The organism is Pontixanthobacter aestiaquae (assembly GCF_009827455.1).
GTDB lineage: Bacteria > Pseudomonadota > Alphaproteobacteria > Sphingomonadales > Sphingomonadaceae > Pontixanthobacter > Pontixanthobacter aestiaquae.
The window spans coordinates 1-17,625 of record NZ_WTYZ01000001.1 but is presented as its reverse complement, the minus strand read 5'-3'; the positions used below and the strand labels follow the sequence as shown (position 1 = coordinate 17,625).

The 17,625-nt window shown below is 56.0% G+C and carries 13 protein-coding genes; 7 read left to right on the top strand and 6 right to left on the bottom strand.

Features of this window, described 5'->3' with window-relative positions; translation table 11 throughout:
• Positions 1–11: 11 nt before the first annotated feature.
• From GRI35_RS00065 to GRI35_RS00055, 3 genes are read left to right on the top strand one after another with little or no spacing between them, the layout of a single operon-like run.
• Positions 12–707 (top strand): hypothetical protein, encoded by a 696-nt coding sequence (locus tag GRI35_RS00065; protein WP_202390465.1) that lies wholly within the window; start codon positions 12–14, stop codon positions 705–707.
• 21 nt (positions 708–728) lie between these two features.
• Positions 729–1,685 (top strand): MNIO family bufferin maturase, encoded by a 957-nt coding sequence (bufB, locus tag GRI35_RS00060; protein ID WP_235900075.1) that lies wholly within the window; start codon positions 729–731, stop codon positions 1,683–1,685.
• Entirely contained in the window at positions 1,682–2,494 is an 813-nt protein-coding gene (locus GRI35_RS00055; RefSeq protein ID WP_235900074.1) for an HvfC/BufC N-terminal domain-containing protein, read from the top strand. The genes bufB and GRI35_RS00055 overlap by 4 nt, the downstream gene beginning before the upstream one ends.
• A gap of 7 nt (positions 2,495–2,501) precedes the next feature.
• Here the strand turns inward: GRI35_RS00055 and GRI35_RS00050 are convergent, their stop codons facing one another.
• Both GRI35_RS00050 and GRI35_RS00045 read right to left on the bottom strand, forming a co-directional pair.
• The gene (locus GRI35_RS00050; RefSeq protein ID WP_160612133.1) at positions 2,502–3,260 is read right to left on the bottom strand and encodes an enoyl-CoA hydratase/isomerase family protein; all 759 of its coding nucleotides are present in this window, start codon (positions 3,258–3,260) and stop codon (positions 2,502–2,504) included.
• A 48-nt stretch (positions 3,261–3,308) separates the two neighbouring features.
• A complete protein-coding gene (locus GRI35_RS00045; RefSeq protein ID WP_160612132.1) occupies positions 3,309–4,190 on the bottom strand; it encodes a DUF1295 domain-containing protein in 882 nt (293 codons plus the stop codon).
• A 112-nt stretch (positions 4,191–4,302) separates the two neighbouring features.
• On the opposite strand from GRI35_RS00045, the gene GRI35_RS00040 reads away from it, so the two are divergent.
• The 4 genes from GRI35_RS00040 (at position 4,303) to GRI35_RS00025 (ending at position 9,846) form a co-directional block, all read left to right on the top strand.
• The gene (locus tag GRI35_RS00040) at positions 4,303–5,973 is read left to right on the top strand and encodes an acyl-CoA dehydrogenase family protein (RefSeq protein ID WP_160612131.1); all 1,671 of its coding nucleotides are present in this window, start codon (positions 4,303–4,305) and stop codon (positions 5,971–5,973) included.
• Positions 5,974–6,170: 197 nt separating this feature from the next.
• On the top strand, positions 6,171–7,202 hold the full coding sequence (locus tag GRI35_RS00035) for an extracellular solute-binding protein (protein ID WP_160612130.1): 1,032 nt from the start codon (positions 6,171–6,173) through the stop codon (positions 7,200–7,202).
• Positions 7,193–8,815, top strand: a complete 1,623-nt coding sequence (locus GRI35_RS00030) for an ABC transporter permease (RefSeq protein WP_160612129.1) — start codon at positions 7,193–7,195, stop codon at positions 8,813–8,815. Before GRI35_RS00035 ends, GRI35_RS00030 begins: the two co-directional genes overlap by 10 nt.
• Positions 8,812–9,846, top strand: coding sequence for an ABC transporter ATP-binding protein (locus tag GRI35_RS00025; RefSeq protein WP_160612128.1), 1,035 nt, complete (start codon positions 8,812–8,814; stop codon positions 9,844–9,846). The genes GRI35_RS00030 and GRI35_RS00025 overlap by 4 nt, the downstream gene beginning before the upstream one ends.
• A gap of 139 nt (positions 9,847–9,985) precedes the next feature.
• Here the strand turns inward: GRI35_RS00025 and GRI35_RS00020 are convergent, their stop codons facing one another.
• From GRI35_RS00020 to GRI35_RS00005, 4 genes are all read right to left on the bottom strand, one after another.
• Positions 9,986–10,870, bottom strand: coding sequence for an isoaspartyl peptidase/L-asparaginase family protein (locus GRI35_RS00020; RefSeq protein ID WP_160612127.1), 885 nt, complete (start codon positions 10,868–10,870; stop codon positions 9,986–9,988).
• Positions 10,867–12,171 carry a cyanophycinase gene (locus GRI35_RS00015; RefSeq protein WP_160612126.1) on the bottom strand — a complete coding sequence of 435 codons (1,305 nt, stop codon included), beginning with the start codon at positions 12,169–12,171 and terminating at the stop codon, positions 10,867–10,869. The genes GRI35_RS00020 and GRI35_RS00015 overlap by 4 nt, the downstream gene beginning before the upstream one ends.
• Positions 12,171–13,634, bottom strand: coding sequence for a putative basic amino acid antiporter YfcC (gene yfcC / locus GRI35_RS00010; protein ID WP_160612125.1), 1,464 nt, complete (start codon positions 13,632–13,634; stop codon positions 12,171–12,173). The genes GRI35_RS00015 and yfcC overlap by 1 nt, the downstream gene beginning before the upstream one ends.
• A 72-nt stretch (positions 13,635–13,706) precedes the next feature.
• Entirely contained in the window at positions 13,707–16,532 is a 2,826-nt protein-coding gene (locus GRI35_RS00005) for a TonB-dependent receptor plug domain-containing protein (protein WP_235900073.1), read from the bottom strand.
• Between the last annotated feature and the right edge of the window lie 1,093 nt (positions 16,533–17,625).

Below are 17,625 nucleotides of genomic sequence, written 5' to 3'. Positions count from 1 at the left end.
GAATATTTCACATGACTCAAGCTCGTAGAGGCCGCGAACATCTGAAACAGAAGCCCGAAAGCGGACCGGGGGAACCGGTGCCAACGCCGTATCCCTACGCAAAAGCGCCTGCATTTGTGACAACTGTCGGCACACAACCCGAGGGCCTGCCGCTGCATAGTTGCATGGGATTGAACAGCTGCAAAGGCTCTGACAGATTTGGGCTGGAGGGACATTTTGATCCGGTGACAGGCGCGCATGTCCAAAATGATTGTGCGGGGCAGGGCTATTGCGCGACTACGCCCGCGCATACCTGCCATGTGCAGAACAGTTGCAAAAATCAGGGTGGCTGCGGTCTCTATGGCACTTCGAAAGAGTTGGAGAACCCGGCGCATAATGATTGCCGCTCGCTCGGTTCCTGTGCGGTGCCGATCAATGCGGAGCGCTTCAGTACCGACGGTGCCAATCGCGGCAAAAGCGTGTGGCAACGCGCGCGTAAGGTCTTCGAAGAAACCGTATGGCCGCAGACGCGGGCGGAACTGCTCAACAAGCAGTCGATGGGCAAAGTCGATGCCGGTTGCGAACTTCCCAGAGAACTGGGTGATGCACCGGCGGAGTTCCAAAGCAAAGGTCCAGCATACCAGTGGATCTCAAACAACAACGTCAACCGCAGCAATATGACCGCTTGCGGATCGAGTGGCACAAGCGGTGCTGGTGGTTGCTCCTAAGGCTGGCGTAAAGCCCCTCTGATGGACCAGAATACCGCGAGACAGATGCTGCAGTTCCTGCCCATGCCCGGCTTGGGTTTGGGGCTGCGCAATGTGCATTTCGACCACATCTTGGCGACATGGCCGGAGGTCGATTGGTTTGAGGCGATTTCCGAGAATTTCATGGATTCAGGCGGGCGTCCGCGGCACGTGTTGGACCAGATTGCAGAACGCTATCCGATTGCACTGCACGGTGTGTCGCTGTCTATCGGCAGCAGCGACCCTCTGAATTTTGATTACCTCGCCAAACTGAAGGCGCTTGCTGATGAAACCAACGCGATGTGGGTCAGTGACCATCTGTGCTGGACCGGTATCAATGGCGCGAACTCGCATGATCTTTTGCCATTGCCGCTCACCGAAGAAGCGTTGGCTCACGTTATCAAGCGGGTTAGGATCGTGCAGGACCATCTTGAACGCCCGCTCATATTGGAAAATCCTAGCAGCTATCTGACATTCAAGCAGTCGACTCTGGCTGAGCCGGAGTTCTTCCGTCATTTGGGCGATGAAACCGGATGCGGGTTCTTGCTGGATGTGAACAATGTGTTTGTCAGTTGCTTCAACGCGAGCGAAGATCCGGCAGCCTATATCGACGCATTTCCGTGCGACCGCGTGGTCCAGATGCATTTGGCCGGGCATGAGGATTGCGGAAGCCATATCATTGATACGCACGATCAGCCAGTCCGCGCGGACGTCTGGAAATTGTTCCAGCAGGCTTGGGCCAAAACCAAAGGCGCTGCGACTTTGCTGGAGTGGGACGGCAATATTCCAGATTTTGCTGAATGCCATGCCGAATTGCTGAAGGCGCGCGAATATATGAACGATAGTGGAGCGGCATCGCGAACCAGCAAGCCATCAGCCCCATCCATGGGCGGTCACTCCACGCCTATCGATTTCCTCATTCCAGATGCAATGGAACGGACCGTGCTGGTGGAGCCATGACTGCCTCAACGAATCAGCTCGAAGCGATGCAAAATTGGATGCAACATGCGTTGATTGCGCCTGCATCCACCGATCCAGCGGCAACCGATCAGTTCGTAAATCAGCCTGAAATTGGCAGCGCTGCGGAGCGGCTCGGGATTTACCAGCGCAGCTATTACGACCGCCTATTGACCTGCATGCGCGAGCAGTACCCGGCATTGTGCCATGCGCTCGGCCCTGACTTGTTCAACGATTTCACGCTGGATTACCTTCGGGTAAAACCGCCCGATAGCTACACGCTCTATGACCTAGGGAGACGTTTTGCCGACCATCTGGCCGCATGCCGTCCGGACCGCGATGCTGAGGATAGAGATAAGGAAAACTGGATTGATTTCATGATCGATCTGGCGCAATTTGAACGCCAGATATTCGTCATGTTTGATGCGCCGGGGCATGAAGGCAAGCCGTTTGCAAGTACCGAAACGCCGGATGACCGATTGAAGCTTCAGCGTTGTTTTGCAATCTGTGATTACGGTTTCCCCGTCGCGCGCTATTATCACGACGTAAAGGCAGAGGGTGATCCGGCATTTCCACCGGCTGAGATTGGTCATTACGCTTTGGTGCGAAAAGACTTCCTAACGCGGACATTGGTTCTAACCGAGCCGCAATATCGTTTTCTCGAGCTGATGCTCGCTGGGGAGAGCGCACCCGACGCGCTATGCCAAAGCGCCAGCGACTATGCACTAGATTTGGACGCCGCTCAGGCCAGTTGGGACGGCCTCAAGCAGAGCTGGCTCAACCTTGGCTTCTTTGTCGATAAAAACGCCTAGCAGCCGCTTATTTATAGACCGCCGGACGTTTCTGCATCATCGCGGCAACGCTCTCTGCGAAGTCGGGTGAGGCGAGTTGCTGTGCGAAGAGCTTGCTCTCAGCCATCATATGCTCGGCCACAGCTTCGCGCTGATTGCGGATCAGCGACTTGCTGAGCTTCATCGCGGTTGGTGCAGAGTTCGCAACATGCAGCGCGATCTGTGCGACTTCATCCGCCAAAGCGTCGGCCGCGAAAACCCGTGCAACCAAACCAAAATCGAGCGCTTCCATCGCAGTTAGGGCACGACCGGTCATAAAAACGTCGTTGGCCACTGCCATACCGACAGCAGCCGGAAGCAACATCGAAGAAGACGCCTCGGGCACTAGACCCAGCTTCACGAAGGGCGCACTCATCGTTGCGCCTTCAGCGGCGTAAACCAGATCGCAATGCAACAGCATGGTCAGACCCACTCCAATTGCCGGCCCGTTTACGGCCGCAATGATCGGTTTAGGGCAGGTCGAAATTGCGGCGAGAAAATCTGCCACCGGGGGCGGTCCATCATCAGCGGAACCCATCGCGAAATCTTGCAGATCGTTGCCTGATGTGAAGTAATCTCCTTCGCCAGTGATTACGAATGCGCGGGCACCACCGCTTTCACCATATTCGGTGATCGCTGCTGCCATCGCGGCATACATCGTCTGCGTAATCGCGTTCTTTTTCTCCGGACGAGCGAATGTCAGGGTGGTTACGCGGTCTTGCGTCGCGATACGAATATGGTCGGTCATGTCTTGGCGTGCCTTCGAGAACGTCTTCGGCGGCCGCCCCTAGCAGACTTATTTGCCAGGCGGCAGCATAATCAGCTTGGGTGTATTTTTACGATATTCCTGATATTCTGGATCATCGCCCCACTTTTTCTTGGCTGCCTTATCCAGCATGGGAATACCGCTAATTTTGGTCAGAAGCAGCGTAACGAAGAACGGTGAGATGAGCACCAGAAACCCGCTGCCGGAGAGCACTGGTATCGCCATAATCGCTATACCGGCCCACAGCACGATTTCGCCGAAATAGTTGGGGTGCTGGGACCATGCCCACAGGCCCGACTGGATGAACTTTCCATCATTTTCAGAATCCTTGCGGAATGCGCTTTTTTGACGGTCGGCAATCACTTCTACCGCAAAACCGGCCAGCCATACCGCTGCGCCAATCCAGAAAAACAGGTCGAGCGGAACTCGGGTCGACGCGGTGATAATCGCGAGCGCAGCGGCCGCGGTGAAAATCACCCACAATGCTTGCAGCGTCCAAGCAACGAGGAATCGTGGCGGGTTCACTTTGATCTGATCGAAGCGCGAATCGTGCCCGCTATCGTTGATCCGCTTAAACAGGAATGTGCCCAGGCGAATGCACCAGATCGCCACCATCGAAGCCGCAACAATTGCGCGCGTATCGAGCGATCCCGAAAGTAGGCAGGCTGTGGCGATGACGGAGAGATAAGTCACCGAGCCTACCAGATCATAGTATTTCTCAGTTTGGAAAATGGCGGACGGGACAAACACTGCCCAGTTTACGCCAAACGCAATCAAAGCGCAGATGAACATCACTGAATAGCCGCCGGACGTCACGCCGCCTGTGCCCGCGTACCACGCAAAGGCCAAACCAATGATTGTGGCGATGCCCACTATGATCAAACTGATGAAAGAACGTTTGCCGCTGGCCATGATTTTTATCCCCTTGTGAGCCCGGCCATAAAACGTCGCGCGGTCGCACCGGTTCCCTGAGTTCGCGTGTTAGGGCTAGTCCAGTGCTGCAATGCTTGGCAAAGGGGCAGCGATGACCGATGAAACTGCGCCGATCGCTTCCTTAGATGCCAGCCTGCGACTGGTTGACCAGCTAGATCACATTTTTTCTGATTTGGGCAAGGCGCTCGCCGCAGCTTGCGCAAGCGATGGCAGGCTCGATGAGGAGCGCTTCGACGCACAGCAAGTCCTGTCCTACGAATTCGCGCTGGCTGCCGCCGAACTGCAATCTGCGCGCGACTTTCTGAAACAAGTGTCGGTCGGAGCACAGGCCGAGAATGCGGCTCTGGCGCAAGTCTTTGCAGGGAAAACGCTTCCGGGCACTGTGGGCCGCATGGAAGCCATTGCTGCTGAATTGGGTCACAGCGAGAAAATCAACGGCATCCGTCAATCACCTGACTATCTCGCAACTCTTGAAAGCGCCTCACCAGCCAAGCTTGCCGTAGCGGGCGCGCGCGTCTGTGCGGGCGGCGACGCGTTCAAAGCAATTGCGACGAATGATGATGTCGACATGGCCCGCGAAATGTTCGTGCGGTTTGCAAGAGACGCCGTCGCGCCTTTGGCAGAGGAGATTCATCGCCGCGATCTCGATATTCCTGACAGCTTGCTTCGGCAGATGGCGGATATGGGTGTGTTCGGACTCTCCATTCCGGAAAAATTCGGCGGCTCTGCACCCGATAGCGGTGAGAATACGCAAACGATGATCGCGGTAACGGAGGCGCTCTCTGAAGCCTCTCTTGGTGCCGGAGGTAGTCTTATTACTCGGCCTGAAATTCTAGCTCGTGCGATATTGGCAGGCGGCACCGAGGATCAGAAAGCAGATTGGTTACCACGCATTGCATCGGGCGAGACACTCGCGGCAATCTCGATCACCGAACCCGATCATGGCTCTGATGCGGCCAGCCTCAAGCTCAAGGCGAGCAAAGTCGAGGGCGGCTGGGTGCTCAATGGTGCGAAGACATGGTGTACCTTCGCGGGCAAAGCCGATGTGCTGATGGTTGTCGCACGCACGGGCAGCGAGCCGGGCTTCAAAGGGCTTAGCATTTTGCTCGTGGAGAAGCCGCGCTATGACGGACACGAGTTCGACCTGGAGCAAGGCGGCGGCGGGCGCGTGCGGGGCAGGGCAATCGCGACGATCGGCTATCGCGGAATGCATAGTTTCGAGATGTCCTATGAGGATTTCTTCGTACCGGATTCGCATGTGCTTGGCGAAGAGGCAGGCCTTGGTCGTGGTTTTTACTTTACCATGAACGGCATGACTGGCGGTCGTATCCAGACGGCTGCCCGGGCAAGCGGTGTGATGATGGCGGCGTTATCGGAGTCGATCCGATACGCCAACGACCGTGTGATTTTCGGTAAGCCTCTCAGCCAGCATCAACTGACTCAAAGCAAGATTGCGACGATGGCGGCACGGTTCATGGCCAGCCGTGCGCTTGCCTATAACGTCGCCAAGCGAATGGATGCTGGCGGCGGACAGATGGAGGCGAGTTTGGCCAAGCTGTTTGCTTGTCGCTCTGCCGAATATGTCACACGCGAAGCGGTGCAAATCCATGGAGGCATGGGCTATGCTGAGGAATATGCGGTATCGCGTTATTTCGTAGATGCGCGTGTTCTATCCATATTCGAAGGCGCAGAAGAGACACTGGCTTTGCGAGTCATTGCGCGGGGTATTCTCGGCGATCATCTGAAGGCTGCTGCTGGATAGCGCAGAAAAGCGAACTAGCACTATATTCTATATCGGCGTTGACAGTATATCCCAATCAGGCCAATGGGTAATGCGAGTGCTTCGCAATAGCGATAGAAGTGTACCGAGTCGGTCTTTGACGAGTATCCTTGCGCTTTCCGCCAATGCGCGCGAGCGTGATGATATAGTTGAATTGAGAACATCTGGAAGGATTCGAAATGAAGCTGAGCGCATTATTGGTCACTGCGCCATTACTGGTCGGTCTGGCCGCCTGCAGTGAAACTGGCGGAGATGGTGCTTCCGCAGAAGACGCGGGTACGCTCGTGGTATTTTCCTCGCGCCACTACGATTCCGACTACGCGCTTTACGAAGCCTTTGAAAAGCAAACCGGCGTCGATGTCAGAACGATTGAAGCCGATGGCGACCTCTTGGTAGAACGGCTGAAGACCGATGGAGCGCGCAGCCCGGCGGACGTTATCATCACCGTCGATGCCGGTCGGCTTTGGCGCGCGGAGCAAGAAGGGCTATTCGCTCCACTCAGCTCAAGCGCTTTGGATGAGGCCGTTCCCGCAGGACTACGGCATCCCGAAGGCCTTTGGTATGGTTTGGCCAGCCGCGCGCGTGTTCTGGTCCACGCGACTGACCGTGCACCAGCCAGTCAGCTCACCGGCTACGAAACGCTTGCTGATCCGGCATATAAAGGGCGGGTGTGCGCCCGTGCTTCCGGCAATATATATAATATCTCGCTTCTTGGCGCGCTGATCGACCGCTGGGGCGAGCAGAAGGCGCAGGCTTGGGCGACCGGTGTCGCAAGCAACTTCGCGCGTGACCCATTGGGCGGTGATACTGACCAGATCAAAGCGGTGAAGGCGGGTGAGTGCGATGTGGCCTTGGTCAATCATTACTACTTTGCACGCCTGATGAAGGAAGACCCGAGCGCGGTCCAAGGATTGGCTGTGTTCTGGCCAGAGGAGGGCCCAGGCATACACCTGAACGTATCTGGTGCAGGTGTGGCCAAGCATGCTCCCAATCCGGAACTGGCGCGGCGCTTCATAGAGTTTGCGATGACTGAGCAACCGCAGCGGTTCTTTGCCGAACTGACTAGCGAATATCCGGTCACCAACGTGACCTATGATAATTCGGCGCTTGAAAGCTTGGATAATCGTAAAATCGATCCTATTGCGCTGAGCAAACTCGGTGAGAACCAAGCCAAAGCACAGGAAATATTTAACAAAGCCGGATGGCCATAACGCAACGCCTTTCCTCATCCGCTAATTGGCCCAGCCGTGGCGGATGGAGCTTTGATCCAAAGGTAGCGGGCATCGCCGGAGCACTAATTTGTGCTCTTCCGGTGATGGCGCTTGTGCCGATGGCCATAGCTGGCGGAGGCGGTCATTTCGGCCATCTGTTCGAGACAGTGCTGGGCACGTACTCGCTCAACTCCGTCTTGCTGGTTGCGGCTGCTATGATTGGCACCACATTCTTGGCGGTTCCAACGGCATGGCTGACTGCGCGATATGAGTTTGCAGGCAGGCGATTGGCGATGGTCCTGTTGCCGCTACCACTTGCGATGCCAAGCTATGTCGCGGCCTATGCGTGGATGTCGATGAGCGCTGCGGGTGGTCCGCTCAATGTAGCTACTGGCGGGATGTTCCCGTCAATCAGCGGCGTGACCGGCGCAAGCTTTGTATTCTCTCTGTGCTTCTACCCCTATGTATTCCTCCTCGCTCGGCAGGCATTTGCAAGCGAAGGAAGCCATAGTTTTGAAGCTGCGCGAATATTGGGTGCTGGTCCGTTGCGCGCGTTCTGGAAAGTGGCACTACCGATTGCGCGCCCTGCAATTATGGCGGGCTTGGCGTTGGTCGCGATGGAGACGCTGGCTGATTACGGTACGGTCGATTTCCTCGGCTCGCCGACATTCACCGTTGGCATCATCCGCGCATGGATATCGTTCGGCGATCCGGAAGCTGCCGCACGGATGGCACTGATACTGGTGATTCTTACATTGGCGTTCTTCGGGTTTGAACGCTGGATCCGGCGGAGGCGAAGCATCGCGCAAGCGGGCGGGCGACACAGACCAAACCCGCGCGTCATATTGCAAGGTCAGCGCGGCCTGCTGGCGCTTCTGCTCTGCCTTATTCCGGTAACGTTGGGGCTATTCGCACCGGTCGCGCACTTGCTGCAATTGACGCTGGAAACATCGCGCCAAGCATCGCCATGGTCAGCGGTGAGTGGCACGCTAACGGTCGCCGCGCTATCAGCACTGCTCGCCATCTTGATCGGTGTCGGCGCAGCCTATGCAGCGCGCAGTGGAGGGACGCTTGCACGCATCTCCGTGCGGATAGCCCATGCTGGCTACGCTGTGCCGGGTGCAGTGGCTGCGCTTGGCGTCATTGCGATCTTGGGTGCGGCACAAAGCCTAATTAGCGGCATATCGTGGGCGGCGTCCGTGACGATTTCTGGCGGCGGTCTGCTGGCTCTTTTGTTTGCGTATCAAGCCCGCTTTGCTGCGGCCGCGATTGGGCCCTGTGAAAGCGCTTTCCAGCGCATCACCCCCAGTATGGACCAAGCAGCGCGATCCCTTGGTGCGAGCCGGTTCGAAGTGATCCGCCGCATTCACTTGCCGCTGGCTTCAAGCGGAATGATCACCGCTGCGGCGTTGGTGTTCATTGAGGTTATGAAGGAGCTGCCCGCCACGATGATCCTGCGCCCGCTTGATTTCGAAACGCTCGCGATCAGCGCGCACCATTTCGCCTCTGACGAGCGTCTGGCGCAGGCGGCATTACCCTCGCTGATTTTGGTAGGCTTGGGTGTGCCGGTGATGTTGCTCATCGGCTGGCTTTCTGAGAGAGGCCAACCATGACCACTCCCACACTTCGCGCGACCGGCCTAACGAAGCTGCGCGGCGGAAAGAAGGTTCTCGATAATGTCGATCTGACATTGCGGCAGGGCAGTGTGACGGCAATCCTCGGTCCCTCAGGTGCGGGTAAATCGACCTTGCTACGCGCGATTGCGGGATTAGAGGACCTCAATAGCGGGACCATCGAGTCAGACACGCGTGTTCTCACCGATGGCGCTGCGCTAGTGCTGCCCGAAAACCGCAATATCGGCATGGTGTTTCAGGACTTCTCGCTGTTCCCGCATCTTAGCGTGATCGATAATGTGCTATTCGGATTGCGCAGCGGATCCGTGGCAGAACGGCGCGACCGCGCGTTGGCAATGCTCGAGCAGGTCCATCTGTCGGCGCGTGCAGAAGACTACCCGCACATGTTATCAGGGGGCGAGCAGCAGCGGATCGCGTTGGCTCGCGCTTTGGCACCGGCACCTGACACGATCCTGCTGGATGAGGCGTTCTCCGGCCTTGATGGAAAGCTCCGCGCGGAACTGCGCGACACCGCGCTGGCGGCAATCGCGGCGCAAGGTGCAGCTGCACTGATGGTTACGCATGATGCAGAAGAAGCTATGTATATGGCCGATACGCTTGCGTTGATGATCGATGGCCGGATCGTGCAAACCGGCGCACCGGCTGAGCTGTATCTCAACCCCGTATCGGCCAGCGCCGCGCGGCTGTTGGGCGAGATCAATGAATGGGACGGGCCAGTCGAGAACGGCAAACTGCAAACGCCGTTCGGTGCTATTGAGGCGGCGAGCAGCGTACCGGGTCGGGGAAAGGCATTGGTCCGGCCCGAAGGGATGGGGATTTCACTTAACCCGAATGGCAACTGCAAAGCGCAAGAAATTCATCCACTCGGCGCAAACCTTGCGATCCGCGTAGAGGGCCCCGGTCAGGAAGTGTGGCTGGCGAAAGCCACTATCGAGAGCCCTATCAAGGCTGGCGATCGGGTCGAGATCAAACTCAACCCGCATTTCTGCACAATTGTATGTAATGCATGATCCAAGACCTTTGGGAATCTGTGCCCATTCAAGACTGTTTGGTGCGCAAACAGCCGATTAGAACTCAGAGCTTCTTTTGAGCACTAGTTTGGTGCGGTCGTGCAGCTTTACTTCGCGCGTAACAGCGGGCCCATCATATTCAAGTAATTGCTACAACCGTCTTTAGGCCATCCCCTGCACAGGCGCGTTTCATTCCGTCTGAATTAAAAGGCATAACAAAGCGCCCCTCTCGGTCGAGGGCGATCAAGCCGCCGTCGCCTTCATTTTCGGCGACAGCTTGCAGCATATTGTCAGCGGCGCTTTCCAGCGTCTCTTTGCCATACGTCATCCGGGCGATAATATCGCGAGCGCCGCCTGCAGAGATGAACGCTTCTCCTATGCCAGTGCAACTGATTGCGACATTTTCGTCCGCCCAGGTTCCAATACCTATCAGAGGCGTATCGCCTACGCGGCCAGCCAGCTTACCAAATAATCCACCGGTTGACGTTGCTGATGCCAGCCGGCCTTCGCGATCAAGAGCGACTGCGCCGACCGTGCCGTGCGATAAGGTGAGTTCCGGGTGCAGCAGTTCATCGGCAAGTACGCCGACGGGCAAACGGTAATAGGTGTCAGGGTCTGCTACACGGTCGCACCCGTTTTCTATGGCAAACGCACGCGCGCCTTCACCTGCAAGAAGGCTGTAAGGCGTTTGTTCCAATACCAGGCGAGCAGCCGATATAGGATTGACCAGATCGCGTACCGCGCAAACACCGCCAGCCCGGTTCTGCGCACCGTCCATTATTGAGGCATCGCATTCGACCATGCCTGAACTGTTCGGGGCTGATCCGCGCCCGGCTACATACAATCCGCTGGTCTCTAACGCAGCAACCGCAAATTCGACCGTTGCCAAGGCAGTTTCACCATTTTCAAGCTTGTCTGAACACTGCTGGATGACGACCGCGAGGTGGCTTTCAACTTCTCCATAATCGCGGCCTAGCGAAACACCGGCACCGCCGTGGATGACAATGCGGTACAGAACACTCATTGCGTGATTTCCTTCTTCACGGTGACGCGTACAGGGACAATGTCAAAAGCCACATTCGTCACGGTGTATCGAGCTGTGCCTGAAGCATCTCGGCCCCACCATCCTTGACTTTTGTCAGTCTGGCCGAATTGATAATTGAGGCCATATTCGCTTATGAAAGACAGTTTTTCAGTGCTGTCGGCTGCTTTGTTATCGACCAGGCCCTCGCCGATGACTTCTGCCAACGATGTTCCGGAAACGGCCATCCCGCCACCTACAACCTGTGGGCGATCAAAATATTCCCGGCCAATTACAGACCGTTTGTAATCCGCCGACGATATGGAGCTAAGCGACAGATTGACCGAGTCTCCGCTGCTCGCAATTCCGACGGTCAATCCGGATATACCAATGCGCTTGCCGATGTCGAAGCGGGCGGATCGTGCATCAAGGATTGTGACGTAGCCGCTGCCGGCGACTGTGCCGCGCATAGTCGCGTGATCGATGATGAACGCAGTGTCTTCATCAATGCCGAAGCCAATGCGCTTCACAGCCGGTATCATGCCAAGTGCTAATGCCAAACGGCCCAGGCGCGCCCGTTCGCCAAAATGCTGATCCACCAGCCCATGGCGAAAGAATCCTAATCCGCGACCAAGCGCGAGCTTCTCCCCGCTGCCATCGGGCAATAGAGCCCCTGGTGTATCGCCCTGCAGCAGCATCATTGTGCTCATCATCGCTGCACCGGCCGAAGTTCCGCCGATCGCCGTTCCTGTGGCATGATGGTGGTGGATTGCGGCCAGCATCGGCGTTTCGCTACCGTCACTGTTAAGAAGCGATTGCACGATCCGGGCTTGATCACCACCCGTGAACCATATCGCCCCGGCTTCCTCCAATTTGGCGATCTCACTTTTCCGGCCGGCATTTCCCGCCCAGCGGCTTTCATCCACACCGCGCGTGTTGGGGTCATCTTTAACTGCCAGCCGGATGGTTACGATGTTGTCTTCATCCAGCCCATGCCGTTGCAAGTTTTCGGCAAAACGCTTGGCTGACCCTGCGGGACTACCAGAGGCTGCGGGGATGATTGCTACCGTCTTTTTACCCGCTGGCCGTGCATCCAGAAGAGCCTTGAAGATTGCTGCATTTGTGGGATCAAGCCCACCACCGACAATTATCAATTGGCCTGCTTTGGCCTGTGCGTTGGCCCTTGTGTCGTTCTGTGCCATTTCATGAGCATCGGCTGGTGCTGCTGTTGCAGAAGTCAATGCCAGCGCCAATCCGATAGTGACGGCCAGCAAGCGTCCTGCCTTGGTGAAAGACTGACCCATCAGGAATATCCCCCTATTTGCGCTGCGAGCATGATTGCGGATGCCATGGCCATCAGCACCAGCATCGGCTTCCATGCGAAACGCAACCAATCGACATAATCAACGCGTGCGGCAGCCAAGCAGCCCATCAGCGCTGCAGATGTGGGAACAACCAGATTCATCAGGCCATCCCCGAGTTGAAATGCGAGAACCGCCACCTGACGCTCCACCCCGGACAAATCCGCGAGCGGTGCCATAAGCGGCATGGTCACACTGGCTTGGCCGGAGCCCGATACGATGAACAGATTGGTGACCCCTTGTGCAATAAACATAGTCCAGGCGGTCAGCCATTGCGGCGCTGCCGCTGTGATCGCGGCAGCGCTATCCAGCAAGGTATTGAGTAATGAATAGCCAGCCGGATCATCTCCTCCCAGCAGCAGAACGATGCCCTTCGCAGCAGCGACAACCAATGCAGCGGGCAGCAATTGCGCGGCCCCGTCTTGAAACGCTTTGGCCAACGCGTTGAGGTTGCAGCCAGGCAATTTGGCCAACCAAGCCATAAAGGCGACGATTAGGCCGACTGCAAAAAACTGTGCGGCGATCTCTGCCAAATAATATCCTTGTGTCGCCACTCCCCAGGCGACCCAGCCAATTCCAGCAGACACAACCGCTAGGATTGCTGCATGCGCCGCCGAGAAACTGACGACGGTTTCCGACGAATTCGTAACAATGTGAGAGGCTGCGCTGTTCCTAACGTTCCCCAGCCGTGTAGTTCGCGCGTATCTCCATAAGAATACCGCGCCTGCCAACGTGAAAAGCGCCCAGATTGCTATCCGCAATCCCATTCCTGACATAGGCGGCAAACCGGCAATACTTTGCGCCACAATCACGCTGAACGGATTCATCCAGCTGGTTGCAAAGCCAATTTGCGTCGCACCGTAGCAGACCACGAGAGACGTAATCGCATCATATCCTGCACGAGAAAGCGCGGGCGCAAGTACCAATGTAAGCGCGATAGCTTCTTCGCTCATGCCGAACACAGCCCCGCCGAGAGAGAAGGCGATAAATAGCGATACGACCAGCCATTCATTGCTGGCCTTACCATCAGGTAGCGATGCGATCAGAGCTGCGTCGATAGCGCGGGTTTTCATGATCATTCCGAAGACGCCGCCCAGGATCAGAATGAACGCCAGCAACCCAATCGTCGCTGAATATCGGTCACCTGTTACCAGTCCTGCGAACAGGAAATCGAGCAAGCCGGTGCGCTCTGCGTCCCCGAACACGGGTGCAGGCATTGGTCCTGGCGCTGATGCAAAACTGCCGCCGACAATGCGTGCCGGATCGCCCGCCAGTTCAAACTTGCCTGGAATAAAAACAAAAGTTGCCAGCCATGCGAGCAGCGCCAGCGATAGTAGAATCAACAAAGTGTCGGGTACTCGCCAAGGCTGCTTGCCGGTCCAGTCGGGATTTTCGCTATCCGGCATTTGTACCTCTCCTGCAAAACGGCCGTGGTCAGACTTTGCACCCTACCACGGCCTAGCTCTGCGCTTATTTATTCAAAACCTCTTTGTGACTCTGATCGTTGCATAGCGTCCGATCAGATCGTGGTTGAATAAATCGACGTTTGATCCTGACCCCAAGACGCGAGGCGGGTCTTGATCCAACAAGTTCCGAACGGTCAGCTGGATGAAGCTGTCTTCTGCAAAATCGTAGCTGAGGCTGAGATCGAAAGTGACATAGCTGTCTACGCGATATTCTTCGTCCACTGGCAACCCAAGGGCTGTGAGCGTGCGATTGGACGGATCATCACGGTATCCACTGGTATAGCGACCGCTTAACGAGGCGCGCCAATCATCCTTCCGCCAGCGTATTCTGCTGGAGGCGATGAATTCTGGATAGAGATAGTCGCCCGCCAGCTGTTCCAACGGGCTTGCCGGAGAGGCCTGCCGGTCAAAGTTGAAATACTTCGTTGCATCGAACAGCAATGTGAACCGGCCCAAATTCCCTTCAGGAAAATAATGGGTGTAGGACATGTCGATCCCATCGGTTTTCTGGAATCCCAGATTGGTAATCTGGAAATGTGCATCGGTGACAAAACCATTGGTTACCTCAAGCCCGGGAGTGCCGGTCGGCAGCCCCCCTGAATCCGCAACCAGAAACTCTCCCGCCAAAGCGCGCCGGATAAAGTCGTCTTCATCGATTCCGACCAGATCTTCATGGCGAATATTCCAGTAATCAACTCGAAACTCGATATCCGAAGTCGGCGTCAACAAAATTCCGCCCCCAAAACTCCGTGCATTTTCAGCCCCCAAAGCCGGATTTCCGACATCTTCGGAAAGGAGCGATTCGCCGTCCTCTGTAGGATCTCCGCCGCAGGCCCCTGGTGTCGCCTCACAATCCACTCGGTAGGATGACAGCAGAACACCGGCGCCGCTTTGCGCCAGCGACGGTGCACGGAAAGACGTGGCATAATTGCCGCGCAGTGCGAGCCAGTCAGCGGCCTGCCAGCGTGCTGCGATCTTTGGATTAAAATCACCACCGAAGCCTTGGAAATGGTCGAAACGGCCAGCCAATTGTACATCCAGCGTATCCGCCAGCGGGATATACATCTCACCGTAAAGTGCCCAGCTGTTACGCTTGGCGTTTGCACTTGTAGAAGAAAAGCCCAGAATTGGCTCGGGATTGTTTGCCGTGGCAACAGCAGTGCCCGATGGCGTATCGTTGAGCGTCTCGCGCCGGAATTCCCCTCCGAAGGCTGCTTTTACGGGACCCGAGGGGATATCGAACAGAGTACCGTTCACACTCGCATCGAAAGCATAAAGGCGCGATTGCCCGCTCCGTTCAGCGGTGGTGTTCAGTAATTCGTTGATACCTTCGGATTGCTGTGTTTGGCCGCCGAAGGGATTGTACCATAGAGTGGTCAGGCCAACATCTTCGCATGTATCTCCCACGAATGATGCGCTCGGGCGTTCCAGATCAACGTCCCAGCGGTTTACGCGGGTGCCATCGGTGCAGACGTTACCAAGATTGGCGTCGTAAAAGTTTTCCGAGACGACCAAACCGGACAGGCCTCTCTGGGTTCGATCATTTCCGCCAAACAGAACGGCAGCATCGAAGTTCCAGTCGCCTGCCAAATCACCGCGCAGCCCCGAAGTTATGCGGTAGCTGTCGGACTCAACCTCCACGGCCCTTGGTTCGGGGATTTTACCCCATGCAAAAATCGGGAAGCCGAAATAGTCCGCGAAATCGAAGGCTTGGCCTTCAATCACGATGTCTTCCTGCAACGCTGCAGGCCAAAACGGATTTTCCGGATCGACCGGAGCGCGGGAGAAGTTCGCTGGCGAGCTTACCCCGCGAGAGGTCACACGCTGGTACAGAACGTCATTATACCATGTCAGGCTGTCATTGATCTCAAATTGATGGGTGAACAGGCCGCCAATCGTTTCAAGGCGATCTTTGGCTGATACAAAAGCGTTGGTGTTAACTTCGCAGAATTCGCCCAGATTGCCGGTGCCAAAATCCTCAGCCGCGCAACCACCATCGGCAGGCTCTTCTGTCTGATCCTCGATCTGCAAAAACAAATCATTGAAGCTGGGGAAGAACCCCTGCTGGCTCGGGCGGAAACTGTTTGCGCTGATTTCGCGATCGCGCAGGAAAAACGGGTTTCTTTTGAAATAGTCGACCACCAACATCACGCTGTTGCGATCACCGATTTTCGCGCCTGCAACGGCTGTCAGGCCATACCGTCCTTCATCTGTCCCAGCGGTCGAGTTGCCGTAATTTGCTGACAGCTCCAAGCCTTCAAAGTCTTTGCGCAACACATAGTTTACGACGCCTGCAACTGCGTCAGCACCATAAATTGCCGACGCGCCCGAGGGCAAGATTTCTACTCTTTCAATGGCGGCAAGCGGGATGGAGCTGGCATCAATGAAGCTCTCTTGCCCGCGTGCAAACGCGCTGATTTGCGCCCGCCGACCATTAATGAGCGTTAGAGTCGATGAAGCACCGAGACCGCGGAGCGATACGGCAGAAGCGCCCACCGGTGTGTCCGATGATAATGCCCCTGCGGTAGCGGTCGAGAACGTCGCTCCGCCGCCCGCAGTCACAGGGAGACCCTGCAGAACATCAATGATTGTCCCCGCGCCCGACTCGATAATGTCTTCGCGGGTTATTTCGATTGCCTGAACTGCCCCATCGCTATCGACTCCTTCGATGCGCGTGCCGGTCACAATGATTGGAGAGCCTTCAGCCTCTGACTCTGGCCCTTCCTGCCCGTTGATCGAACTGTCCTGAGTCTGGGCTTGCGCAAGCGCAGGGTAGGAAGTGAAGCTTAGCAAAAGGCCTGCGATGGCGGCGGTTGTAAATGTATTGTTCGTGGTCATCAGCATTTCCCGATCACCCTGAGCGACCGTATATGCAGCTCGGGCTGTCATGAGTTCATGTCGACTGAAGACTAATCGAAGCGCAGTTTGCGCCTCAAGCAACGGTCGGTTCTAAGTCAGGAAAACGTGTTTATTCGTCAAACCAATCAGCAAGGTGATGTTCGACCGATCGACGCACTGCGACTAATTCGCAAACGAGATGGAGTTTTTTGCCCATGACCAAAGGATGTCAGAACTTGCGTTCTTTTGCAATACGCCAAAAATATGTTGGGAATGGTAATAAAAATACGCTGATAAATCGTTGAACAATTGAAAGTTTCGACGCTGCTTGCTGCCCTTAACGGGACTGAGAATCGAGGCCATACTGCGAATCGCTGTCTTGCTGCGCACTAAGTGCCGCGTCGGTGACGGATTGCGTGGTAGCGGTGCTGGCTTGAGAAACACACTGACGCTGCACGTGCACTCGCGTTGCGATTTGCTCAGTTCTAATGAGAGGTAATTCCGGCGGGCTGGTGCAGCTCTCGTGAGCAAACCAGACTTGGGCGCAACATCAGTCAAATGAGTGTCGTGCCGACCCGAGGCATCGCACTTTGCGGTACCGTAACAAGACGATTATCAAAACTAATCATGTTTGCCTGTTTGGTGCGGTCGAGATGCACAGAAAAATAGCATAACATATTAAATTAACGATATAAATTGGGCATAATCTTCAACAAGCCACCTTTTAAGACACCCGTCATTCCATAAAGCCTCCTACAAAAGGAAATCCGGCGGCACTTAACTCTGGCTGGCTAGTGTGAATATCGATGCGCTAACTCGCTGGTCATTTGGGCCCCATTGACTTTGGGCTGCCTATCCATTGATTGAGCAGAATTCTTCACTTTCAAGCAAGGTACGAGCACTCTGCAAACCAGGCACAACCGGACCGCTATTGATAGGAATAACGCGTCCAGACGTTCCATTCCCGACAGGAGGGGAATAAACCTAAATCGTACCACCCGATGATTGCGACGCAGTGTTCCCCGTCAGCGCCTATGGCACAGATTAGCGGTTGAAGTTTAGGAGTGTTTTGGTTCTCGTCGCAGTGACGAAG

Excerpts from the sequence above, each read along its gene's own strand:
- GRI35_RS00005 (WP_235900073.1), bottom strand. The coding sequence starts at position 16,532 with ATGACCACGAACAATACATTTACAACCGCCGCCATCGCAGGCCTTTTG.
- GRI35_RS00020 (WP_160612127.1), bottom strand. The coding sequence starts at position 10,870 with ATGAGTGTTCTGTACCGCATTGTCATCCACGGCGGTGCCGGTGTTTCG.
- bufB (WP_235900075.1), top strand. The coding sequence starts at position 729 with ATGGACCAGAATACCGCGAGACAGATGCTGCAGTTCCTGCCCATGCCC.
- GRI35_RS00035 (WP_160612130.1), top strand. The coding sequence starts at position 6,171 with ATGAAGCTGAGCGCATTATTGGTCACTGCGCCATTACTGGTCGGTCTG.
- GRI35_RS00065 (WP_202390465.1), top strand. The coding sequence starts at position 12 with ATGACTCAAGCTCGTAGAGGCCGCGAACATCTGAAACAGAAGCCCGAA.
- GRI35_RS00015 (WP_160612126.1), bottom strand. The coding sequence starts at position 12,171 with ATGGGTCAGTCTTTCACCAAGGCAGGACGCTTGCTGGCCGTCACTATC.
- GRI35_RS00045 (WP_160612132.1), bottom strand. The coding sequence starts at position 4,190 with ATGGCCAGCGGCAAACGTTCTTTCATCAGTTTGATCATAGTGGGCATC.
- GRI35_RS00030 (WP_160612129.1), top strand. The coding sequence starts at position 7,193 with ATGGCCATAACGCAACGCCTTTCCTCATCCGCTAATTGGCCCAGCCGT.
- GRI35_RS00040 (WP_160612131.1), top strand. The coding sequence starts at position 4,303 with ATGACCGATGAAACTGCGCCGATCGCTTCCTTAGATGCCAGCCTGCGA.
- GRI35_RS00025 (WP_160612128.1), top strand. The coding sequence starts at position 8,812 with ATGACCACTCCCACACTTCGCGCGACCGGCCTAACGAAGCTGCGCGGC.
- yfcC (WP_160612125.1), bottom strand. The coding sequence starts at position 13,634 with ATGCCGGATAGCGAAAATCCCGACTGGACCGGCAAGCAGCCTTGGCGA.
- GRI35_RS00050 (WP_160612133.1), bottom strand. The coding sequence starts at position 3,260 with ATGACCGACCATATTCGTATCGCGACGCAAGACCGCGTAACCACCCTG.
- GRI35_RS00055 (WP_235900074.1), top strand. The coding sequence starts at position 1,682 with ATGACTGCCTCAACGAATCAGCTCGAAGCGATGCAAAATTGGATGCAA.